This window comes from Parabacteroides sp. AF48-14, from assembly GCF_003477465.1.
In the GTDB taxonomy this organism is placed as follows: Bacteria; Bacteroidota; Bacteroidia; order Bacteroidales; family Tannerellaceae; genus Parabacteroides; species Parabacteroides acidifaciens.
On record NZ_QUDI01000050.1, the window covers coordinates 1 to 18635 of the forward strand.

Genomic DNA, 18635 nt, shown 5'->3' on the forward strand with positions numbered 1-18635 from the left:
CTCTTTATTTACGCAAGAAATTTCATTAGAAACATAAATACCTATTAATCAGGATATTTTGTAATATCATTGATCTGACCTCATAATATACGACACATAAAGTAGTTTTTTATCGAAAATTTGTTTTATATTCCATATTTTTCCATTATTTTTGCACCGATAAGTTCTCGAAATGTATTAATAATAACGCAGTTCTGCTAAGACTAAGCTAAAAAAATGGTGTATTTATAATTAATTTAACAAAAGTGTGTACGATTATGGTAAAAAAGTTAATTTATGTCTTGCTTTTCTTTCTGGTAAGTATAAGCATGGTCGTTGCTCAAACGATGAAAGTTAGAGGTGTTGTAACCTCCGAGGATGACGGAGAACCAGTTATTGGAGCGTCTGTTATTATTAAAGGTACAACAACTGGAGTTGTAACGGACTTTAACGGAGTTTTTGAGATTGATGTCCCAAGTTCAAAAAAGACACTTGTTATTTCTTTTATGGGAATGGAGCCTGTTGAGATTGCAGCTCAACCCAATTTGAAAGTGGTAATGAAGCCCGATTCAAAATTACTTGATGAAGTGGTCGTAGTGGGCTACGGTACTGCTAAAAAAGCTGGTTCTATTGTTGGTTCTGTAGCATTGGTTACGAACGAAAAGATAGCCAATCGACCCAGCGCTAATGTCGCAGATGCTTTGCAAGGACAGGTATCCGGTTTGCAGGTATTTACATCTTCTGGAGAACCGAGCGCCGGTGTCTCAATGCGTTTAAGAGGTGTTAACTCTATTAACGCTTCAAATACCCCGTTGTTTATTTTGGATGGTTCGCCGGTTAGTTCTGATGTCTTTAATACATTAAACTCAAGCGACGTAGAAAGTATTTCCGTATTAAAAGATGCTTCTTCAACTGCTATTTACGGTTCACGTGCAGCAAACGGAGTTGTTTATATCACGACTAAAAGGGGACGTGGCAGCAAACCGACTGTTACTCTCAAAGGGCAATATGGTTTTTCTCAATTGGCGCAAAACAAGCTGAGCCCTATGAATGCCGAACAATATCTGAATTTCCAGGAAATTATTGATCCGTCATTGAAAAACAATGCAACTTTCCAGGCTGATAAAGAATATACATTAAAGCATGGTATCGATACGGATTGGTTGGACTATGTGGCAAATAATAACGCTCCCACTTATCAGATAGATTTATCTATTTCCGGGGTTACAAATACAACGAATTACTATATTTCAGCCAGTCATTTGGATCAGGATGGTGTCATGCCTCGTTCCGGTACAAAACGCGAATCGTTTCGTACCAATATTGACACTAAGCTGAATGAATGGTTGAAAGTCGGTGCAAATGTCGGACTCTCTTATCAGGATTACCAGAATACGGCTTCCACTACCAACAGTTGGTATAATCCTGTCAACTTTGCAAAATGGGCGCGCCGGATATGTCTCCCTACGAAATTATAGATAATCCTGATGGCTCTATTTCGTATGGCAAGCGCTTGAACTATATTCCGAAAGGAGGTTTGTATAATCCTTTGTATTTATTGGAAAACCAGATAGACGAACGTACAAAAGTCAGCTTAAACGGAAACACTTTCATTCAATTGAATCCGGTAGAAGGACTTACCGTACGTGCCGCTCAGGCAGTCGATGCCTATGACTTCCGTTATACGGGTAAAGAGCTTCCAATGGCGGACCGCAATAACAACAGTGGTAATGTAAGAGAACAATTCTCCCGTTATTCACAATTTACTTTTACAAATACGGTAGAATATAAATTTAAGGTAGCCGAAGATCATCATTTTACAACGTTGATCGGTCAGGAAGCGATTCTTTCTCATCAAAAAGGATTTGCGTCTAATACAAAAGGACATTCGGATCCTCGCTTAATGCTGATTACTGCCGGTCCTGTAGTCGAAGCGCCTACAGCTATGTCAAACTGGGATGATACCTATAACTCATTTTTCGCAAATGTAAATTACGACTATGACGAACGTTATTTCTTTGACGGTTCTATCCGTACGGACGGTTCTTCATTATTCGGCCGTAATAACCGTTATGCCGTATTTTTCGCTTTAGGCGGTATGTGGAATTTGAAAAATGAAGAATTCCTGAAAGATGTCAGCTTCTTGGATGACCTGCGATTGAAAGTTAATTACGGAACTGTGGGTAACTCCGGGATCGATAGCTATTTGTCATTGGGCCTTGTGGGTAATGGCGTTTACAATGGTGAAACTTCTTTCGGTCTTACGCGTCCGTCAAACGACGATTTAACGTGGGAAGTTCTGAAATCAACTAACGTTGGCGTTTCTACCCGGTTATTCAATAGATTATCTGTTGAAGTTGAATTTTACAATAAACTTACGACAAATATGTTGATGTCCATCCCTTACTCTTACACGACTGGTTTCGGAAGCGGTTGGGGTAATGTGGGAAGTATGCGAAACAGAGGTATCGATATCGACGTAAAATATGATCTGATCACAAACAAAGATCTCCAGTGGTCAGTTGGGGCCAATGTGAACTACAATAAGAATACCATTACAGAATTGTTTGGCGGACGCGATGAATATATAGTTGCAAACACCGGTATCAAATATCAGAAAGGCGGTACGTACGGCGAACTTTATTATGTAAAATGGGCTGGCGTAGATCCGGAAGACGGATATCAGATGTGGTATGATTTGGATGGCAATAAAACAAAAACATATTCTGACAGCTATGCGCAATTTACAGGAAAACAGCGCTATGCACCCTGGTCCGGTGGTTTCAATACACAGTTTAGCTGGAAAAACTTCAGCTTGTCGGCAGATTTCTCATGGGTATTAGGTAAGTACACGATTAATAACGACCGTTACTTCTTTGAAAATCCGAACTTTGCAGGTAGCATGAACCAGTCAACGGCATTGTTGAATATGTGGACGGAACCCGGGCAGATTACAAATATAGCACGTCCGGAATCGAGCTTGCAGTTTGATTCTCATTTAATTGAAAATGCTTCGTTCCTTCGTCTGAAAAATCTATCCGTAGGATATACCATTCCTAAAAATATCGTAAGTAAAACAAAGATATTAAGCAATATACGCCTTTTTGCAATAGCAAGAAATCTGTTTACAGTCACTAAATATACAGGTTATGATCCGGAAGTTGACTCTAACTTGCAGTTAGGTAATTATCCGAATACTCGTCAGTTCTCTTTTGGTGGTGAAATAACATTCTAATTTGTAAAACATAAGAAATATGAAAAGAACATTAATAATATCCGCAATGTCGATTCTCGTAGGTTTTACAGCCTGCGATATGGAAAAGCTTCCATATGATAATATTGAGACCAGTGAATCTTTGCAGACACTGGCTGACTGTAAAGCTTTCAGAAATGATCTGTATGCTGATTTTCGTAATACATTCTATGACTTTTTGGGACAGGAAATTGCTGCAGACGGATTTAACTGTAATTGGGTATACCAATACATACGGGGGTGATTACCGTTGGGAGACAGAAGCTTCGGGTACGGCAGGCCGCTGGAATGATAATTACTATATCATGCTAATGCAAATCTGATGATTGAACGTGTTCCCGAACTGATGGATGGGGCAACCGACAGTGACAGAGCGCAAATGGAAATCTATCTGGGAGAAGCTTATCTCTCTCGTGCAATGGCTTATTTTGATTTGACATTAAGATATTGTAAAGATTATGAGCCAAGTTCAGCTTCTTCGGATATGGGAGTCCCCATTGTGCTGAAATATGCTCCGTCGGCCGATGCCGGAACGTATCCGGGACGTGCTTCCATGGAAGAAGTCTACAAGCAAATTGTCAGCGATCTGGGTGAAGCAACCAAACGAATCACCGTAGAAGGAGAACCTCGTTCTGCATATCTGACTCAAGACGGAGTTAAGGCATTTAAAGCAAGAGTCGCTTTGCAAATGCACGATTGGAATACAGCTATTTCAGCCTCGACCGACTTAATAAACAGTAATAAATATCCATTGATCACGGATGCAAAGAAATATGCCGATATGTGGTTGAATGATAATGGAGACGAAGCTATCTGGCAAATTTCCCAATCCATGACGGAACGTCCCGCTACAAGCAGCCCGGGGTCTTATTTGTTTGTTGAAGTCGGTGACGAAGACAATACATGCAAACCGGATTATGTGCCGGAAAGTGGTATCATAAATGCTTTCGACCAGGAGAATGATATCCGTTTCGGAGCCTACTTCACTAAAAGAACTGTCAGCTCCGGTATCGGTTATGTGGACTTGTTCATTTGTACGAAATATCCGGGTAATCCTGAACTTTACAGTGGAAAAAGTAATTATCATAATAAACAGAAAGCATTCCGTATTTCCGAAATGTATCTGATTGCTGCCGAAGCGTATGCACAAAACGGGAACAGCAGGGAGGCTTCTGCTATGCTGAATGCATTGAGAACAGCCCGTATCGCTAATTGGAGCGCAGAAGAATATAGTGGCGATGCCTGATGTCTGAAATCCGTACGGAACGCTGGAAAGAACTTTTCTGTGAAGGCTATCGTATGATGGACCTGAAACGTTGGAATGTCGAAATGCGCCGGACACCTGCCCAAAATTCAAGTTTCATTGTTTTGCCGGGTGCTGAAAATGGAGAGAATATGGTAAAAGAAGCCGGTAATTACCGTTTTGTATGGCCTATTCCGCAAGCAGAGATCGATGCTAATCCACAGATCAAGGATCAGCAGAACCCTGGTTATTGATAGTTGTAATAGACTGAAACCAAATATAGACACACTTCAAAATATGAAGTAGACAGGCCGGGATGGATTGAGATAATTCGTCCCGGCCTTTTTTTGAAAATAAAATTTGTTTTTTTATTAAACCTTTTCATTCCCGTTTCGTCTATATTCCCGTGTACTTATGTATATTTACAAGTCGATAGTGTTTTTAATAGAATACCAGGAAGAATATGACGAAAAGAGTGAAATGGAGCGTTACTGCTGTAATCTTTTTGATGATTGCCGGAATGATCGCTTACCCGCAGATTAAAAGCAGGATGAAAGCATCCAAGGATGCAACCGAAGTGGTTCCGCCGGCGGGTAGCCAGATTCGGAAACAAGTTTTAAATATTAACGCGGAAGTGCTGAAATATCAGTCTCTTACTGATAAGGCCATCGTGACGGGAAGTACGATTCCCGATGAAGAGGTTGATCTTTCGTTTGAGTCGTCCGGGAAGATTGTGGCAATCTACTTTACGGAAGGTACGCATGTGAAAGAGGGTGATCTTCTTGCTAAAATCAATGACAAACCGTTGCAAGCCGAGTTGAAAAAACTCGAAGCCCAGATCCCGTTGGCCAAAGACCGCGTGTACCGCCAGCATACGCTGTTGGAAAAAGATGCCGTCAGCCAGGAAGCCTACGAACAGGTGGCAACCGAGTATGAGAAACTGATGGCGGACATCGAGCTGGTTAAGGCCAATATCGCCCAGACAGAACTGCGGGCGCCGTTCGACGGGATTATCGGTCTTCGTAATGTCAGCGAAGGTGCTTATGCTTCCCCTTCGACGGTTATCTCCAAATTGACTAAAATATCTCCCCTGAAAATAGAATTTTCGATCCCCGAACGTTATGCAACGGATGTAAAAGACGGCACGTCGATCGTTTTCCGGATGAACTCGTCTGTCGGAATGATGCAGGATTATAAGGCGACCGTCTATGCGGTGGAAAGCAAGATCGACGAAGCGACCCGTTCGTTGAGAGTACGTGCGACTTATCCGAACAAGGATGAATCGATAGCACCGGGACGTTATACCTCTGTCGAGATCACCCGCCGCGAGATAAAGGACGCGTTGGCAATCCCCAGTGAGGCGCTGATCCCCGAAATGGGAAAGAATATTGTCTATGTGTATAAGAGCGGCGTGGCGGAACCTGCCGAGATCATCTTAGGGCTCCGTACGGAAAGCCAGGTTCAGGTATTGAAAGGCTTGAGCGTGGGCGATACGGTGATCACTTCCGGGGTGATGCAGCTTCGTACGGGAATGAAAGTGGCGATTGATAACCTGAAGTAACGAAGTAGCATGGCGAATATTTCTGAAATAAGCATAAAAAGGCCGGTACTCTCGACCGTGATGATGCTGATTCTCCTGTTGTTCGGGATGATCGGTTATAAGTTCTTGGGTGTTCGTGAGTTCCCGAGTGTGGATAACCCGATTATTTCGGTAAACGTATCCTATCCGGGGGCGAATGCGGAGGTAATCATGAACCAGATCACGGAGCCGTTGGAACAGAACATTAACGGTATCCCGGGCATCCGTTCGCTCAGTAGCGTCAGTAGCCAGGGAAGTAGCCGTATTACGGTAGAGTTTGAATTGTCTGTCGACCTGGAAACGGCAGCGAATGACGTGCGCGATAAAGTATCCCGCGCCCAGCGTTACCTGCCCCGCGACTGTGACCCGCCGACGGTGTCGAAGGCGGATGCGGATGCGACGCCGATCATGCAGATCGGTATCCGAAGCAGCAAACGGTCGTTGATGGAGTTGAGTGAGATTGCCGAACTGACGGTGAAAGAGCGGCTCCAGACAATCCCCAACGTGAGCGGTGTCGATATCTGGGGACAGAAGCGTTATTCCATGCGTCTGTGGCTGGACCCGATCAAGATGGCAGGTTATAGTGTGACCCCGTTGGATGTCAAAAATGCGGTGGATGCGGAGAATGTGGAGCTTCCTTCCGGCAGTATCGAAGGGAATACGATCGACCTGTCTATCCGTACGCTCGGATTGATGCATACGGCGAAGGAATTTAACGATTTGATTATCAAACGTGACGGCGAGAATATCATCCGTTTCCAGGATGTCGGGCGTGCCGAGGTGAGCCCGGAAGATTTGCGAAGCGTGATGCGTAAGAACGGCGAGCCGATGGTGATCGACGTCATCATCCCGCAGCCCGGCGCCAACCAGATCGAGATTGCCGACGAAGCTTACAAACGTATCGAACAGCTCGAAAAAGACCTGCCGGACGATGTGACGGTCGAAATGGTCTACGATAATACCCGTTTTATCCGTGCCTCTATCAAAGAGGTGGAAGAGACGATCTATGTCGCTTTCCTGTTGGTGGTACTGATTATCTTCCTGTTCCTGCGTGACTGGCGTGTGACGATGGTTCCGGTTGTGGTAATCCCGGTTTCCTTAGTGGGAGCTTTCTTCGTGATGTATGTCTCCGGATTTTCCATCAATGTGTTGACGATGTTGGCGGTGGTGCTTTCGGTCGGACTGGTTGTGGACGATGCGATTGTGATGGCGGAGAATATCTACGTGCGTATTGAGCAGGGGATGGAGCCGAAAGAGGCTGGTATTGAAGGGTCGAGGGAAATCTTCTTTGCTGTTGTGTCGACGACTGTAACGCTGGTTTCCGTGTTCCTCCCGATCGTCTTTATGGAAGGTATGACGGGACGTTTGTTTAAAGAGTTCAGTATTGTGATCGCCGGATCGGTGACGATCTCCTCTTTTGTGGCGTTGACCTTTACTCCGATGTTGGCGACAAAGTTGCTGAAGAAGCGTGAAAACAAAGGCTGGCTATATACCAAGACGGAACCGTTCTTCGACGGGATGAATACTGTTTATGCGAAAGCGTTGAACGGTTTCCTGAACCATAAGTTGTGGGCCATACCGATCATTGTCATCCTGTTTGGCTCTATCGGTTATTTCTGGCGGACGATCCGCTCCGAGCTTTCCCCGTTGGAAGACCGTTCTTCCATCTCGATCAATATCCGTGCCCAGGAAGGGGCGACGTTCGAATTTATCCGCGACTTTACGGACCAGATAGCAGCCATGGCCGATACGTTAGCGCCGGAACGGAAGGCATTGACGGTTCGCGCCAATAGCGGGAATGGGTTTATTTCTGTTTTGCTTCCGGATATCAAAGACCGCAAGCGCTCGCAGATGGAGATCGCCGACGTCCTGTCCAAAAATGTACGTGATAAGACCGAAGCCCGTGCTTTCGTCCAGCAGCAGTCTACTTTCGGCGGCCGCGCGGAGGAATGCCGGTGCAGTATGTTTTGCAGGCGACCAGCCTGGAAAAACTGCAGGAACATTTGCCAGCCTTTATGCAGAAAGTAAGTGAAAGTCCGGTATTCCAGATGGCGGATGTAAACCTGAAGTTTACCAAACCTGAAGCCCGCATCGAGATCAACCGTGACAAGGCTTCTTCGTTGGGTGTCAGCACCCGTACGATTGCCCAGACCTTGCAGTATGCGTTGAGCGGCCAGCGTATGGGTTATTTCTATATGAATGGGAAACAATACCAGATATTGGGTGAGATCAACCGGCAGCAGCGTAATACGCCGCTGGACCTGAAATCTATTTATGTCCGCAGTGATGCCGGCGAGATGATCCAGTTGGATAACCTGGTCACCTTGAAGGAAGATGTGGCGCCGCCCCAGTTGTACCGCTATAACCGTTTTGTGGCGGCAACCGTGTCGAGCGGGTTGAATAAAGGATATACGATTGGCGATGGTCTGGACGAGATGGACCGTATTGCAGCCGAGACATTGGACAACAGTTTCCGTACGGCGCTTTCCGGTGAGTCGAAAGAGTTCCGTGAAAGTTCGTCCAGCCTGATGTTTGCCATGATCCTGGCGCTGTTTATGATTTATCTGGTGTTGGCGGCCCAGTTCGAGAGCTTCAAAGACCCGTTGGTGGTGATGTTCACCGTCCCGCTGGCTATTGCGGGAGCTTTGATGTTTATGAGTTATTCGGGTGTGACCATGAATATATTCAGCCAGATCGGTATCATCATGCTGATTGGTTTAGTGGCGAAAAACGGTATTCTGATCGTCGAGTTTGCCAACCAGCGGCAAGAGGCCGGATTGAGTATGGCCGAAGCGATCCGTTCGGCTTCCACGCAACGTCTGCGCCCGATCCTGATGACCAGTATTTCGACCATTCTCGGATTGGTTCCGCTGGTCTATGCTTCCGGTGAGGGAGCGCAAGGGCGTATTGCGATGGGTATCGCCGTTGTGGGAGGTATGATTGTTTCCACCTTCCTGACGTTGTTTATCGTTCCGGCGATGTACAGCTTTATTTCTACGGATAGACAGAAAAAGTTGAAAGTTGAAAATTGAAAGTTATTTGCGAGATATGAAGAGACTTCTTTTATTAATATGTATAGCTTTTGCGGTCGTTCCGGCCGGTGCGCAACGGATATTCAGCCTGGATGATTGCATCCAGACCGGATTGGAACGCAATTATTCGATCCGCATCATCCGTAATGAACAACAGGTGAGCGATAACAATGCGACTCCCGGCAACGCCGGTTACTTGCCGACAGTCGATCTGAGCGGCGGTTTCAGCGGCTCGGTCAATAATAACAACAACAAACTATCCGACGGCACGACGGAGAAGATAAACGGCGTGAATAACGAAACGGCCGATGTCGGTCTGAATGTGAACTGGACCGTCTTCGACGGGTTAGGAATACAGGCGACTTACGACAGGCTGAAGGAACTGAAGAACCTGGGCGAGCTGAATACCCGGATGACGATCGAAGACTTTGTCGCCGATCTGTCGAGCGAATATTATAACCTGATCCGCCAGAAGATCCGCCTGCGCAACCTGCGTTCTACACTCGACCTTTCCCGCGAACGTCTGCGTATTGTCGAAGAACGCTATTATATCGGTTCGATGTCCCGCCTGGACCTCCAGCAGGCGCAGGTCGACTTCAATGCCGACAGTTCCAACGTCCTGAACCAGTTGGAACAGGTGCATACATCCCGCATCCGCCTGAACCAGTTGATGGCTTTGGATGATGTGGAAGAACAGGTGCAGATCAAAGACTCCCTCATTACGCCGAATCCGCTCCTTGACGAAGTGGAACTCTGGAAAAGCACGCTTTCCTCCAACTCATCCCTGCTGATCGCAAAAAAGAACCAGGTTATTTCGGAGCTGGATTATAAGAAGATCAGGAGCCGCAACTATCCGTATGTCAAGCTGAACGCCGGGTACGGCTATACGGCGAACTGGTACGAAGTGGGCGCGACCGACCTGCAACGCCGTCTCGGGCTGAATTATGGTGTCACTGTCGGCATCAACGTCTTCGACGGCTTCAACCGGAAACGCGAACAACGGAATGCCCGCATCCAGATCGAGAACCAGGAACTGCGTACCCGCGAAATGGAACTGGCGCTCCGGGCTAATATGAGCAATTTCTGGATGGCTTACCGGAATAACCTCGACCTGTGGAGCCTGGAAAAAGAGAACCTGGTCGCAGCACAGGAGAACTACCGCATTGCGATCGACCGCTATAAACTGGGCGATCTGTCCGGTATCGAACTGCGTGAGGCGCAGAACAGCCTGTTGGAAGCCGAAGAGCGGCAGTCTATCGCCGAATATTCCACTAAGATATGCGAAATCTCCCTTTTGCAGCTTAGCGGACAGATTATGAATATGTTCCATGATTAAGATTCTCCTGCTAACGGATTTCTCCAGTGGATACGGGCGCAGCCTGCTCGAAGGCGTCGTCCGATATGCCCGTGAAGCCGGCCCTTGGGTCTTCTACCGGATGCCGTTGTATTACCGTGAACTTCACGGGGATGAAGGTGTTGTCCGTTGGGCGGAAGAATGGGGCGCCGATGCGATTATTGCGCAGCTGACCGATGTGGACCTGAATGTCCTGAACCGCCTCGACATCCCGATCATTGTCCAGAACTACAAAGAACGTTGTCACGGGCTATCGAACCTGACAGGCGATTATTACGGGACAGGCGTCATGGCCGCCGAATTTTTCATCCGGAAAGGATATAAGGCCTTTGCCTACTATGGTTTTACCGATACGGTCTGGATGCGCGAACGGGGCGAAGGATTCCGGGATGCCGTGTCGGAGAAAGGCTATCCGGTTTATACCTTTGACGACGGCAGGCAATTGTCCGACGGGCAGTGGAACTTTGACGCGGAACGTGTCAGCCGATGGCTGCTCGACTTGCCCAAACCGATCGCCCTTTTTGCCTGCGACGACTATTATGCGTTGCAGATCACCGAAGTCTGTAAGATGTATAATATCGATATTCCCGGCGACATTGCCGTCTTGGGAGTCGATAATGACAACCTGCTTTGTAATATCTCGGACCCGGCCCTCTCTTCGATCGAGTTGGATGTGGAAAACGGAGGCTACGAAGTCGGCAAATTGCTTCATCAGTTTATCGAAAAGAAAATAACGGCTCCCGCCGACGTGATCATTAAGCCGGTCCGGATTGTCTCCCGGGGTTCGACCGAACGTTTTGCCGTCTCCGACAAATACATCGGACAAGTCTTGGCTTATATCGATGAAAACTATTGCAACCCTCTTTCCGTCGACGACCTGATCCGGATTATCCCTTATTCCCGCCGCGTGCTGGAAAAGAAGTTCAAGAGCGAAACGGGAATGTCCGTCTACCAATATATCCAGCAACAACGCATCGAGAAGTTTGCCGCCCTGCTGATCACCACCGATCTGCCTTTGACCGAAGCGGCTGCCGGTGCCGGATTCCCCGATTATAAGAATGTCTCGCGCATCTTTGTAAAGATGAAGGAGATGACACCCCTTCAATACCGGAAAAGATTTACCATTCGTTAAAGTATTCGTATTTTGAGGATTTTGTTTCGTGATTATACCCTGATTGCGTAAAATAATGTGCTTAATTTGCGCATAGATAAATCAGGATAGCCATGAGAACAACATTGATAAACGGACGCCTGGTCTTGCCGGACGAAATATGGGAACACGGATATGTCGTCATTGAAGACGGCAAAATCGCCGCATTGGGAAAAGGCGATCCCGAAGAGCCGCTTTCGGGCGAAGTGATCGATGCCCGTTCTTATTATATCTCTCCCGGGTTCATCGACCTGCACACGCACGGTGCCGGCGGGGCAGATTTTATGGATGCCACTGTCGATGCTTACCTGACCATTGCGGAAACACATGCCCGTTATGGGACGACAGCCTTGTTGCCGACAACGCTTACCTGCCCGGATGAAGAATTATTCCATATGTTCGATATTTACCGGGAAGCAAAAGCCCGTAATACAAAGGGAGCGCAGTTCTTAGGCATCCACCTGGAAGGCCCTTATTTCGCCTATAGCCAGCGCGGTGCACAAGACCCGGCTAATCTGAAACAGCCCGTTCCGGAACATTACGGAAAGATTCTGGAAGCCTCGGACGATATCGTTCGTTGGAGCATTGCGCCGGAGTTGCCGGGCGCCCTCGAGTTAGGGCGTTTGTTAAGCAGCCGGAAGATCCTGCCGTCGGTCGGACACACGGATGCCGTGTGCGAAGAAGTGATGGAAGCGTTCGAAGCCGGATATTCCCTGATGACGCATCTCTATTCGGGCATGCAAGGTGTCACCCGCCGGAACGCCTATCGCTATGCCGGAGCTGTCGAGGCGGCTTTCCTGCTCGACGGGATGGATGTGGAGATTATCGCGGACGGCGTCCACCTGCCGAAAAGCCTGTTACAGTTGATCTATAAATTCAAAGGAGCGGACCGGATCGCGCTGATTACCGATTCGATGCGTGCGGCCGGCATGCCGGAAGGAGCCTATAAGTTAGGAAGCCTGAGAGAAGGGCAGACAGTTGTGGTGGAAGACGGAGTCGCCAAACTGCCGGACCGGAGCGCCTTTGCCGGGAGTGTCGCTACGGCGGATCGCCTGGTGCGGACAATGGTCGAAACAGCCGGTGTCCCGCTGACGGATGCCGTTAAGATGATGACTGCCACGCCCGCCCGTATTTTAGGCGTCAGCGACCGGAAAGGCAGCCTGGAAACAGGAAAAGATGCCGATATCATCCTGTTCGACGACCATATCCGTGTCGCCCGGACGCTGATCGACGGAAAGACAGTAGCCTGTAAATAAATATAGGTAACTATATATCACTTTACAGTAAGAAGATAAAAACAAAAAAGACACGAGAAATATTATAAATCTCGTGTCTTTCTGAGTTTTACTCCGTATCTTTAGCTAAGCAAAGATTGGAGAATTAAAATGAGGAGTTCGTCCTCAAATATGATCTCTTCCATATTTTTCACCTCCTTTCTAGCCTTTTTAGGTCATCGGGTCTTTTTAGGATGACCTTTTCGAATTTCAGAACAGAATCCATAGGCTATGTGGATTCTGTTTTTATTTTGCAAATATAGTAAATATTATCGTATTTGCGCCCCAAAAAACGAGATTATATAAAATAATTTACTAAATTTATCATAACAAATAAATGTAGTTATGATAAATGTCAAAGAATTTAATTCATTGTTCGAGCTTCTAGAGGCATTCCCGACAGAAGAATCCTGTATAAGGTATCTCGAAGGCTTACGATGGAAAGAAGGAGTAACATCTCCTTTTGATCCCGACTCTGAAGTCTATATTTGTAGCAAGGGAAGGTATATGTGTAAGAACACTGGTAGACTGTTTAATGTCAAAACAGGAACTATCTTTGAAAACACTAAACTTTCATTGAGAAAGTGGTTCATGGCAATTTGGCTAATTCTTTCTCACAAGAAAGGTATATCTTCTATGCAACTCGCTCGTGACATTAAAGTCACTCAAAAAACAGCTTGGTTCATTCTTCAACGCGTTCGCATTTGCCTAATATGCAAAAATGAGGGTAAATTGAATAATGAAGTGGAAGCCGACGAAACTTTTGTCGGTGGAAAGAACAAGAATCGTCATCGTGATAAAAAAGTCAAAAGATGTCAAGGACGTTCTTTTAAAGACAAGACACCAGTTTTAGGAATGTTGGAAAGGAAAGGGAACGTGATTGCAAGAGTAATTAAAAATACTTCTAAAAGTGAATTAACTCCTAAGATTATAGAATTTGTAGATAGAAATGCAGTTCTGTACACAGATGAGTGGCATGGCTACAATGAAGTGGATAAGCTATTCTATCATTATTCAATAGATCATAGTAGAGGGCAATATGGTATGGGACGTATTCATACCAATACTATTGAAGGTTTTTGGACTTTACTCAAGAGAGGCTATATGGGAATCTACCATTACATGAGCCCAAAGCATCTTCAGAGATACGTCAATGAGTTTGTATTTAGATACAACACTCGCAAAATTAGCGAACATAACAGATTTAATTTGTTACTTTGCAATACAGAATACCGTACAACTTATAATGAACTGATCGCATGAGTAAGAAAGAAACAACAACCGGAGAAGAATTTGAGGACTTTTTGAATTTTGCTATTAAGTATAAGATAACTAAGAATCCTAAAAAAAGTGATCTTAGAAAAATTCGCTTTGCAGTACCGTCTTCTCAAATGAGAAAGAAAGCCATTTCTTTAGGAATGTCAGAAGATATATTTTGCGAGTTACTTTCTAAACAAACAGTTGGAGATTGTTTAATAGGAAAGGAAGACGCAGCTAAAAATACTCGTGAAGTTTTTCATCCAACAAAAGAAGAAGAAGAAAAAGATTGCGAGTACTGCAATAGTCTTTTAGAAAAAGGTGTTGACTTTGAAAAACTTCAAGAAGGATTGTCTTTTGTACCGCCTTTTAAAGAATTCTTGGGAGTTGGAAGATCTTCAAGATAGGTGATTAAAATAGCATTGCATTTTGGACATCTCCCGATCTGTTGATCCAGAGGAGCTTTTAATGTTGCTCCACAATTTTTACATTTGACAGTTGTTAGATCATTCATAACTTAATATATTTTGTATAATGCAAATATAACAAAAAATTGTATATTTGCGCTGTTCTATAGGACAAAAACATTTTAGAAAATTCGGAAGTGCCTTACTTCGTTAAAATCGCCAGTTTTGACAAATAAGTATACAAGGTGCAAGCCCCTGCTATATCTAGCGGGTTGCTTGTCTGCGTATACTTTGGGTTTCTGGCGATACCTTACGAAGTGTGGACAGTGACCCGCTTCTTTTTGTATTCCACCTCTATTGGTCATGCGGAGGTAAAAATACTTTTTAGTATGAAAACTAAAGTCATATTGATTGTACTTTTAGCAACTTTGTCTATTAATATTTTTGGACAAAAGTATACAGCTATAGATTTTTTTGTTCCAGACACATTTGCATTTGGTATAGAATATCAGTTTATTAATAATAAAACTGGTGCACCAAGCAAAAGTATGAATAAAAGGACTATTTATCATAAACCAACATGGAGCAAGAATTATCAAATTCAAGAATCTACTTTTATGGATGGACAAGAAATAAGTAGTATTTTAAGTGTTGTTTTAATTGATAACGATAAGGTTGTGTTGAAAGAAAAAGAAAGCGCTAGTATTTTAGGTAAAGATAAGCGTAATGTTTATTCTGAACCTATAGTGATATTTAAACTACCTGAAGAAGGTAAAACTGCAACATGGATTATTCCAGGAGAAAAAAGTGCTTTAAGTGGAAAAATAGATCCTCCTACTAAATGCACTGCAACATGGACTACTCTGAACTTTGAAGGGAAAAATCAAAAAGCAATCAAAGTAACTTCCATAACACAAGGAGAAAATTGGAAAGTGGAAGGTATACAATATTATGTCTATAAAACCGGTCTAGTTAAAGAAGATAGTATTAGTAAAGGCAAAACTAGTACCTTGTACAAATTTTATCGTTTTATAACTGACATTAGACAATTGTAAATTTGAAAAAGATACAGATACCAGATCGTTTGATTTTGATAAAAGTATCTGTATCTTTACTGTGTAGTAAGATTAATAGTCATTTTCAAAAATTTGACAGGAACAGAATAATTCATCTAGTTGTTCAAAAAGTTGATATAGACTATGTTCGTCTTGTTCTTGTTCTAATAAAGAAAGTAGTTGGCTTTCTTTCTCTTGTCGAGTTAAAAATTTATTGTTCATATAAAATATTATTGTTTTACTACGAAATTTCAGGAGGGGTAGTTGCGGTACCCCTCCTTTTTGAATACAAATTTAAGTATTTTAATTTTAGTTTGCAAATAAATAGACTGGGAATTCACTGTAAAGTGATATATAGTTACCTAAATATAATCTTAAAATAATCAGTTATGATCACGAGACGTAGTTTTTTGAAGAAAGCGGCAGCGGGAACGGCGATCGCTTCGTTCGGAGGAATCCTGCCGGGTTTCAGTGCCCGGAGTTATGCCAATATAGTAGGAGCGAACGAGCGGATAAATGCGGCCGTTGTCGGCGTCAATTCGCGCGGGAAAGCGTTAGCGCAGAACTTTTCCAAACAGCCGAATTGCCGCATCACCCGTATCTGCGATGTCGATTCGAGAGCCTTGTCCAAATGTATCGCTGCAGTGGATGAGATCACCGGTGAAAAGCCTGCCGGCGACAAAGACTTGCGCCGGACATTCGAGCATAAGGATGTGGATGCCGTCGTGATCGCCATGCCGGACCATTGGCATGCGCCCGCCGCTTTACTGGCGATGAAAGCCGGCAAACACGTTTACCTGGAAAAACCGTGCAGCCATTCTCCGGCGGAAGGCGAGATGCTGGTCGAGGCGGCGAAGAAATACGGCCGGGTGGTCCAGATGGGCAACCAGCGCCGCTCGTGGCCGAATATAGTGGAGGCAATCAATGAAATCAAATCCGGAACGATCGGGAATGTCTATTTCGGCAAATCCTGGTACACGAACAACCGCGCTTCGATCGGTATCGGCAAAGAAACGCCCGTCCCGGAATGGCTCGACTGGGAGCTTTGGCAAGGACCGGCTCCGCGTACCGCCTTCAAGGACAATTTCGTCCATTACAACTGGCATTGGTTCTGGCGCTGGGGCACAGGCGAGGCGCTGAACAACGGCACGCACATGGTCGACCTGCTGCGCTGGGGCATGGACCTGGATTATCCGACAGCCGTCGAATCGACCGGAGGCCGCTACTATTATAAGGACGATTGGGAAGCGCCCGATACGCAGGTGATCAACCTGGATTTCGGCGGCAAGAAGTCGATGATGTGGGAAGGCCATTGCTGCAACCCGTTCCGCATCGAAGGCGAAGTCGTCGGCCTCCTGTTCTACGGCGAGAAAGCGAACCTGCTGATCGGCGGCGGAAACGAATACAAGATACTCGATCATAAGAACCAGGTGATCAAACACGTCACCAGCAAAATCCAGATCGACCCGCGCAACAAGATGAATCCTGCCCAACAGCTGGATGCCCTTCATATCCAGAACTTCTTCGACGGCATTACGAAAGGCGCGCCGCTGCATGCGGATATCCTTTCCGGACATAAGAGCACGCTGCTGGTGCAGTTGGGAAATGTCGCGCAACGTTCGGCAGAACGCCTCGTGATCGATCCCTCCAACGGACATATCCAAAATAAGGATGCCGCCGCCAAATACTGGGCGCGGACATACGAAAAAGGCTGGGAGATGAAGTTATGAAACCGGTCGTGAATCAGGTTGCGGACAGGCGGCAGGTGATGATCGGCATTGCGATTATCGGAGTCGTGTTCTTTATTATCGGCTTCGTGTCGTGGGTCAACTCGATCCTGATCCCCTATTTCCGGATCGCGTGCGAGCTGACGAACTATCAGTCCTATTTCGTCACCTTCTCCTTTTATATCGCCTATTTGGTGATGTCCGTCCCTGTGGCTTACCTGTTGAAGCGGACGGGCTATAAGAAAGGGATGATGTACGGCTTTTTCTGCCTGGCCGCCGGAGCGCTGTTGTTTGTGCCCGCTGCCCTGAACCGGGCTTACTGGATTTTCCTGGCCGGCCTGTTCACAATGGGGACCGGACTGTCCGTCCTGCAAGCCTCGGCCAATCCGTATATCACCATTATCGGACCGATCGAGAGTGCGGCACGGCGGATCAGTATCATGGGAGTTTGTAATAAGTTTGCCGGCATTGTCTCTCCGCTGATCTTTGCAGCGGTGGTTTTGGGCAAGAGCCAGGAACTGCTGCGGACAGTCGAAGAGGGGCTGTTGGCAGGTGCGGACAAGGAGGCCGCGCTGAACGAACTGATCCGGGGCGTGATCCTGCCTTACAGCGTGTTGGCGCTTTTACTGGTGGGGATCGGCTTGTTCATCTATCGTTCGGTGTTGCCGGATATCAATCCGGAGGATGAAGACGAGAAAGTAGCGGCCGCCAATTCCGATAAGACCTCCGTTTTCCAGTTTCCCTATCTGGTGTTGGGCGTGTTAGCGCTGTTCCTGCATGTCGGCACACAGGTGATCGCAATCGATACGATCATCAGCTATGCCGGTTCGATGGGTGTGGGATTGCTCGAGGCGAAGTTCTTTCCGGCTTATACCTTAGGGGCGACTATCTTAGGCTATATGTTAGGCATCCTGTTGATCCCGAAGGTGCTTTCACAAAAGAATGCGCTGATTATCTGTACGGCGCTGGGGCTGGTTCTCTCTTTTGGCGTGGTCTTTGTTGATGCGGATGTTTCTTTCCTGGGGCACGATGCGAACCTCTCCATTTGGTTCCTCGCCTCTTTGGGCTTTCCCAACTCACTGATCTATGCCGGCATCTGGCCGCATGCGATCCGCGACCTGGGACGGTTCACGAAGATCGGTTCTTCCCTGTTGGTGATGGCCTTGTGCGGAAATGCGATCCTGCCGCTTGTCTACGGCAAGATGGCGGATGCAACCTCGCTGCAACAAGGATATTGGGTGCTGATCCCCTGTTTCCTGTACCTGATCTGGTATGCGGTGTACGGATACAGGATCACGAGTTGGAATAGAAAATAAATCATCAAA

General features: G+C 46.0%; 14 protein-coding genes and 1 pseudogene. All 15 read left to right on the top strand.

Annotated features, from left to right (window positions below; genetic code table 11):
• Positions 1-257 precede the first annotated feature (257 nt).
• The 15 genes and pseudogenes from DW083_RS23435 to DW083_RS18765 all read left to right on the top strand — a co-directional run bounded on the left by DW083_RS23435 (position 258) and on the right by DW083_RS18765 (position 18626).
• Positions 258-1457, top strand: a complete 1200-nt coding sequence (locus DW083_RS23435) for a SusC/RagA family TonB-linked outer membrane protein (protein WP_255419842.1) — start codon at positions 258-260, stop codon at positions 1455-1457.
• Positions 1436-3214 carry a SusC/RagA family TonB-linked outer membrane protein gene (locus tag DW083_RS23440; RefSeq protein WP_255419843.1) on the top strand — a complete coding sequence of 593 codons (1779 nt, stop codon included), beginning with the start codon at positions 1436-1438 and terminating at the stop codon, positions 3212-3214. Before DW083_RS23435 ends, DW083_RS23440 begins: the two co-directional genes overlap by 22 nt.
• Before the next feature lie 19 nt (positions 3215-3233).
• Positions 3234-3476 carry a hypothetical protein gene (locus DW083_RS18700; protein WP_147382163.1) on the top strand — a complete coding sequence of 81 codons (243 nt, stop codon included), beginning with the start codon at positions 3234-3236 and terminating at the stop codon, positions 3474-3476.
• Between the two features lie 78 nt (positions 3477-3554).
• A complete protein-coding gene (locus tag DW083_RS18705; RefSeq protein ID WP_122333445.1) occupies positions 3555-4478 on the top strand; it encodes a RagB/SusD family nutrient uptake outer membrane protein in 924 nt (307 codons plus the stop codon).
• Positions 4478-4729, top strand: a complete 252-nt coding sequence (locus tag DW083_RS23445) for a RagB/SusD family nutrient uptake outer membrane protein (RefSeq protein ID WP_122333446.1) — start codon at positions 4478-4480, stop codon at positions 4727-4729. The genes DW083_RS18705 and DW083_RS23445 overlap by 1 nt, the downstream gene beginning before the upstream one ends.
• A gap of 209 nt (positions 4730-4938) precedes the next feature.
• Positions 4939-6036 (top strand): efflux RND transporter periplasmic adaptor subunit, encoded by a 1098-nt coding sequence (locus tag DW083_RS18715; protein ID WP_122333447.1) that lies wholly within the window; start codon positions 4939-4941, stop codon positions 6034-6036.
• A 9-nt stretch (positions 6037-6045) separates the two neighbouring features.
• A pseudogene (locus DW083_RS18720) lies at positions 6046-9086 on the top strand (efflux RND transporter permease subunit).
• A 16-nt stretch (positions 9087-9102) separates the two neighbouring features.
• Positions 9103-10422: a TolC family protein gene (locus DW083_RS18725; protein WP_122333470.1), complete on the top strand. Its 1320-nt coding sequence runs from the start codon at positions 9103-9105 to the stop codon at positions 10420-10422.
• The gene (locus DW083_RS18730; protein ID WP_115501235.1) at positions 10415-11572 is read left to right on the top strand and encodes a DNA-binding transcriptional regulator; all 1158 of its coding nucleotides are present in this window, start codon (positions 10415-10417) and stop codon (positions 11570-11572) included. The genes DW083_RS18725 and DW083_RS18730 overlap by 8 nt, the downstream gene beginning before the upstream one ends.
• A gap of 92 nt (positions 11573-11664) precedes the next feature.
• Positions 11665-12846: an N-acetylglucosamine-6-phosphate deacetylase gene (nagA, locus tag DW083_RS18735; protein WP_122333448.1), complete on the top strand. Its 1182-nt coding sequence runs from the start codon at positions 11665-11667 to the stop codon at positions 12844-12846.
• Positions 12847-13209: 363 nt separating this feature from the next.
• Positions 13210-14127, top strand: coding sequence for an IS1595 family transposase (locus DW083_RS18740; RefSeq protein ID WP_122333449.1), 918 nt, complete (start codon positions 13210-13212; stop codon positions 14125-14127).
• On the top strand, positions 14124-14528 hold the full coding sequence (locus DW083_RS18745; RefSeq protein ID WP_122333450.1) for a hypothetical protein: 405 nt from the start codon (positions 14124-14126) through the stop codon (positions 14526-14528). Before DW083_RS18740 ends, DW083_RS18745 begins: the two co-directional genes overlap by 4 nt.
• 389 nt (positions 14529-14917) lie before the next feature.
• Positions 14918-15583: a hypothetical protein gene (locus DW083_RS18750; protein WP_122333451.1), complete on the top strand. Its 666-nt coding sequence runs from the start codon at positions 14918-14920 to the stop codon at positions 15581-15583.
• Between the two features lie 389 nt (positions 15584-15972).
• The gene (locus DW083_RS18760) at positions 15973-17313 is read left to right on the top strand and encodes a Gfo/Idh/MocA family oxidoreductase (protein WP_122333453.1); all 1341 of its coding nucleotides are present in this window, start codon (positions 15973-15975) and stop codon (positions 17311-17313) included.
• Positions 17310-18626: a sugar MFS transporter gene (locus DW083_RS18765; protein ID WP_122333454.1), complete on the top strand. Its 1317-nt coding sequence runs from the start codon at positions 17310-17312 to the stop codon at positions 18624-18626. The genes DW083_RS18760 and DW083_RS18765 overlap by 4 nt, the downstream gene beginning before the upstream one ends.
• Positions 18627-18635 lie beyond the last annotated feature (9 nt).

What these genes read in the sequence shown, in the direction of transcription:
- DW083_RS23435 (WP_255419842.1), top strand. Translation starts at nt 258, where the DNA reads ATGGTAAAAAAGTTAATTTATGTCTTGCTTTTCTTTCTGGTAAGTATA.
- DW083_RS23440 (WP_255419843.1), top strand. Translation starts at nt 1,436, where the DNA reads ATGTCTCCCTACGAAATTATAGATAATCCTGATGGCTCTATTTCGTAT.
- DW083_RS18700 (WP_147382163.1), top strand. Translation starts at nt 3,234, where the DNA reads ATGAAAAGAACATTAATAATATCCGCAATGTCGATTCTCGTAGGTTTT.
- DW083_RS18705 (WP_122333445.1), top strand. Translation starts at nt 3,555, where the DNA reads ATGATTGAACGTGTTCCCGAACTGATGGATGGGGCAACCGACAGTGAC.
- DW083_RS23445 (WP_122333446.1), top strand. Translation starts at nt 4,478, where the DNA reads ATGTCTGAAATCCGTACGGAACGCTGGAAAGAACTTTTCTGTGAAGGC.
- DW083_RS18715 (WP_122333447.1), top strand. Translation starts at nt 4,939, where the DNA reads ATGACGAAAAGAGTGAAATGGAGCGTTACTGCTGTAATCTTTTTGATG.
- DW083_RS18725 (WP_122333470.1), top strand. Translation starts at nt 9,103, where the DNA reads ATGAAGAGACTTCTTTTATTAATATGTATAGCTTTTGCGGTCGTTCCG.
- DW083_RS18730 (WP_115501235.1), top strand. Translation starts at nt 10,415, where the DNA reads ATGATTAAGATTCTCCTGCTAACGGATTTCTCCAGTGGATACGGGCGC.
- nagA (WP_122333448.1), top strand. Translation starts at nt 11,665, where the DNA reads ATGAGAACAACATTGATAAACGGACGCCTGGTCTTGCCGGACGAAATA.
- DW083_RS18740 (WP_122333449.1), top strand. Translation starts at nt 13,210, where the DNA reads ATGATAAATGTCAAAGAATTTAATTCATTGTTCGAGCTTCTAGAGGCA.
- DW083_RS18745 (WP_122333450.1), top strand. Translation starts at nt 14,124, where the DNA reads ATGAGTAAGAAAGAAACAACAACCGGAGAAGAATTTGAGGACTTTTTG.
- DW083_RS18750 (WP_122333451.1), top strand. Translation starts at nt 14,918, where the DNA reads ATGAAAACTAAAGTCATATTGATTGTACTTTTAGCAACTTTGTCTATT.
- DW083_RS18760 (WP_122333453.1), top strand. Translation starts at nt 15,973, where the DNA reads ATGATCACGAGACGTAGTTTTTTGAAGAAAGCGGCAGCGGGAACGGCG.
- DW083_RS18765 (WP_122333454.1), top strand. Translation starts at nt 17,310, where the DNA reads ATGAAACCGGTCGTGAATCAGGTTGCGGACAGGCGGCAGGTGATGATC.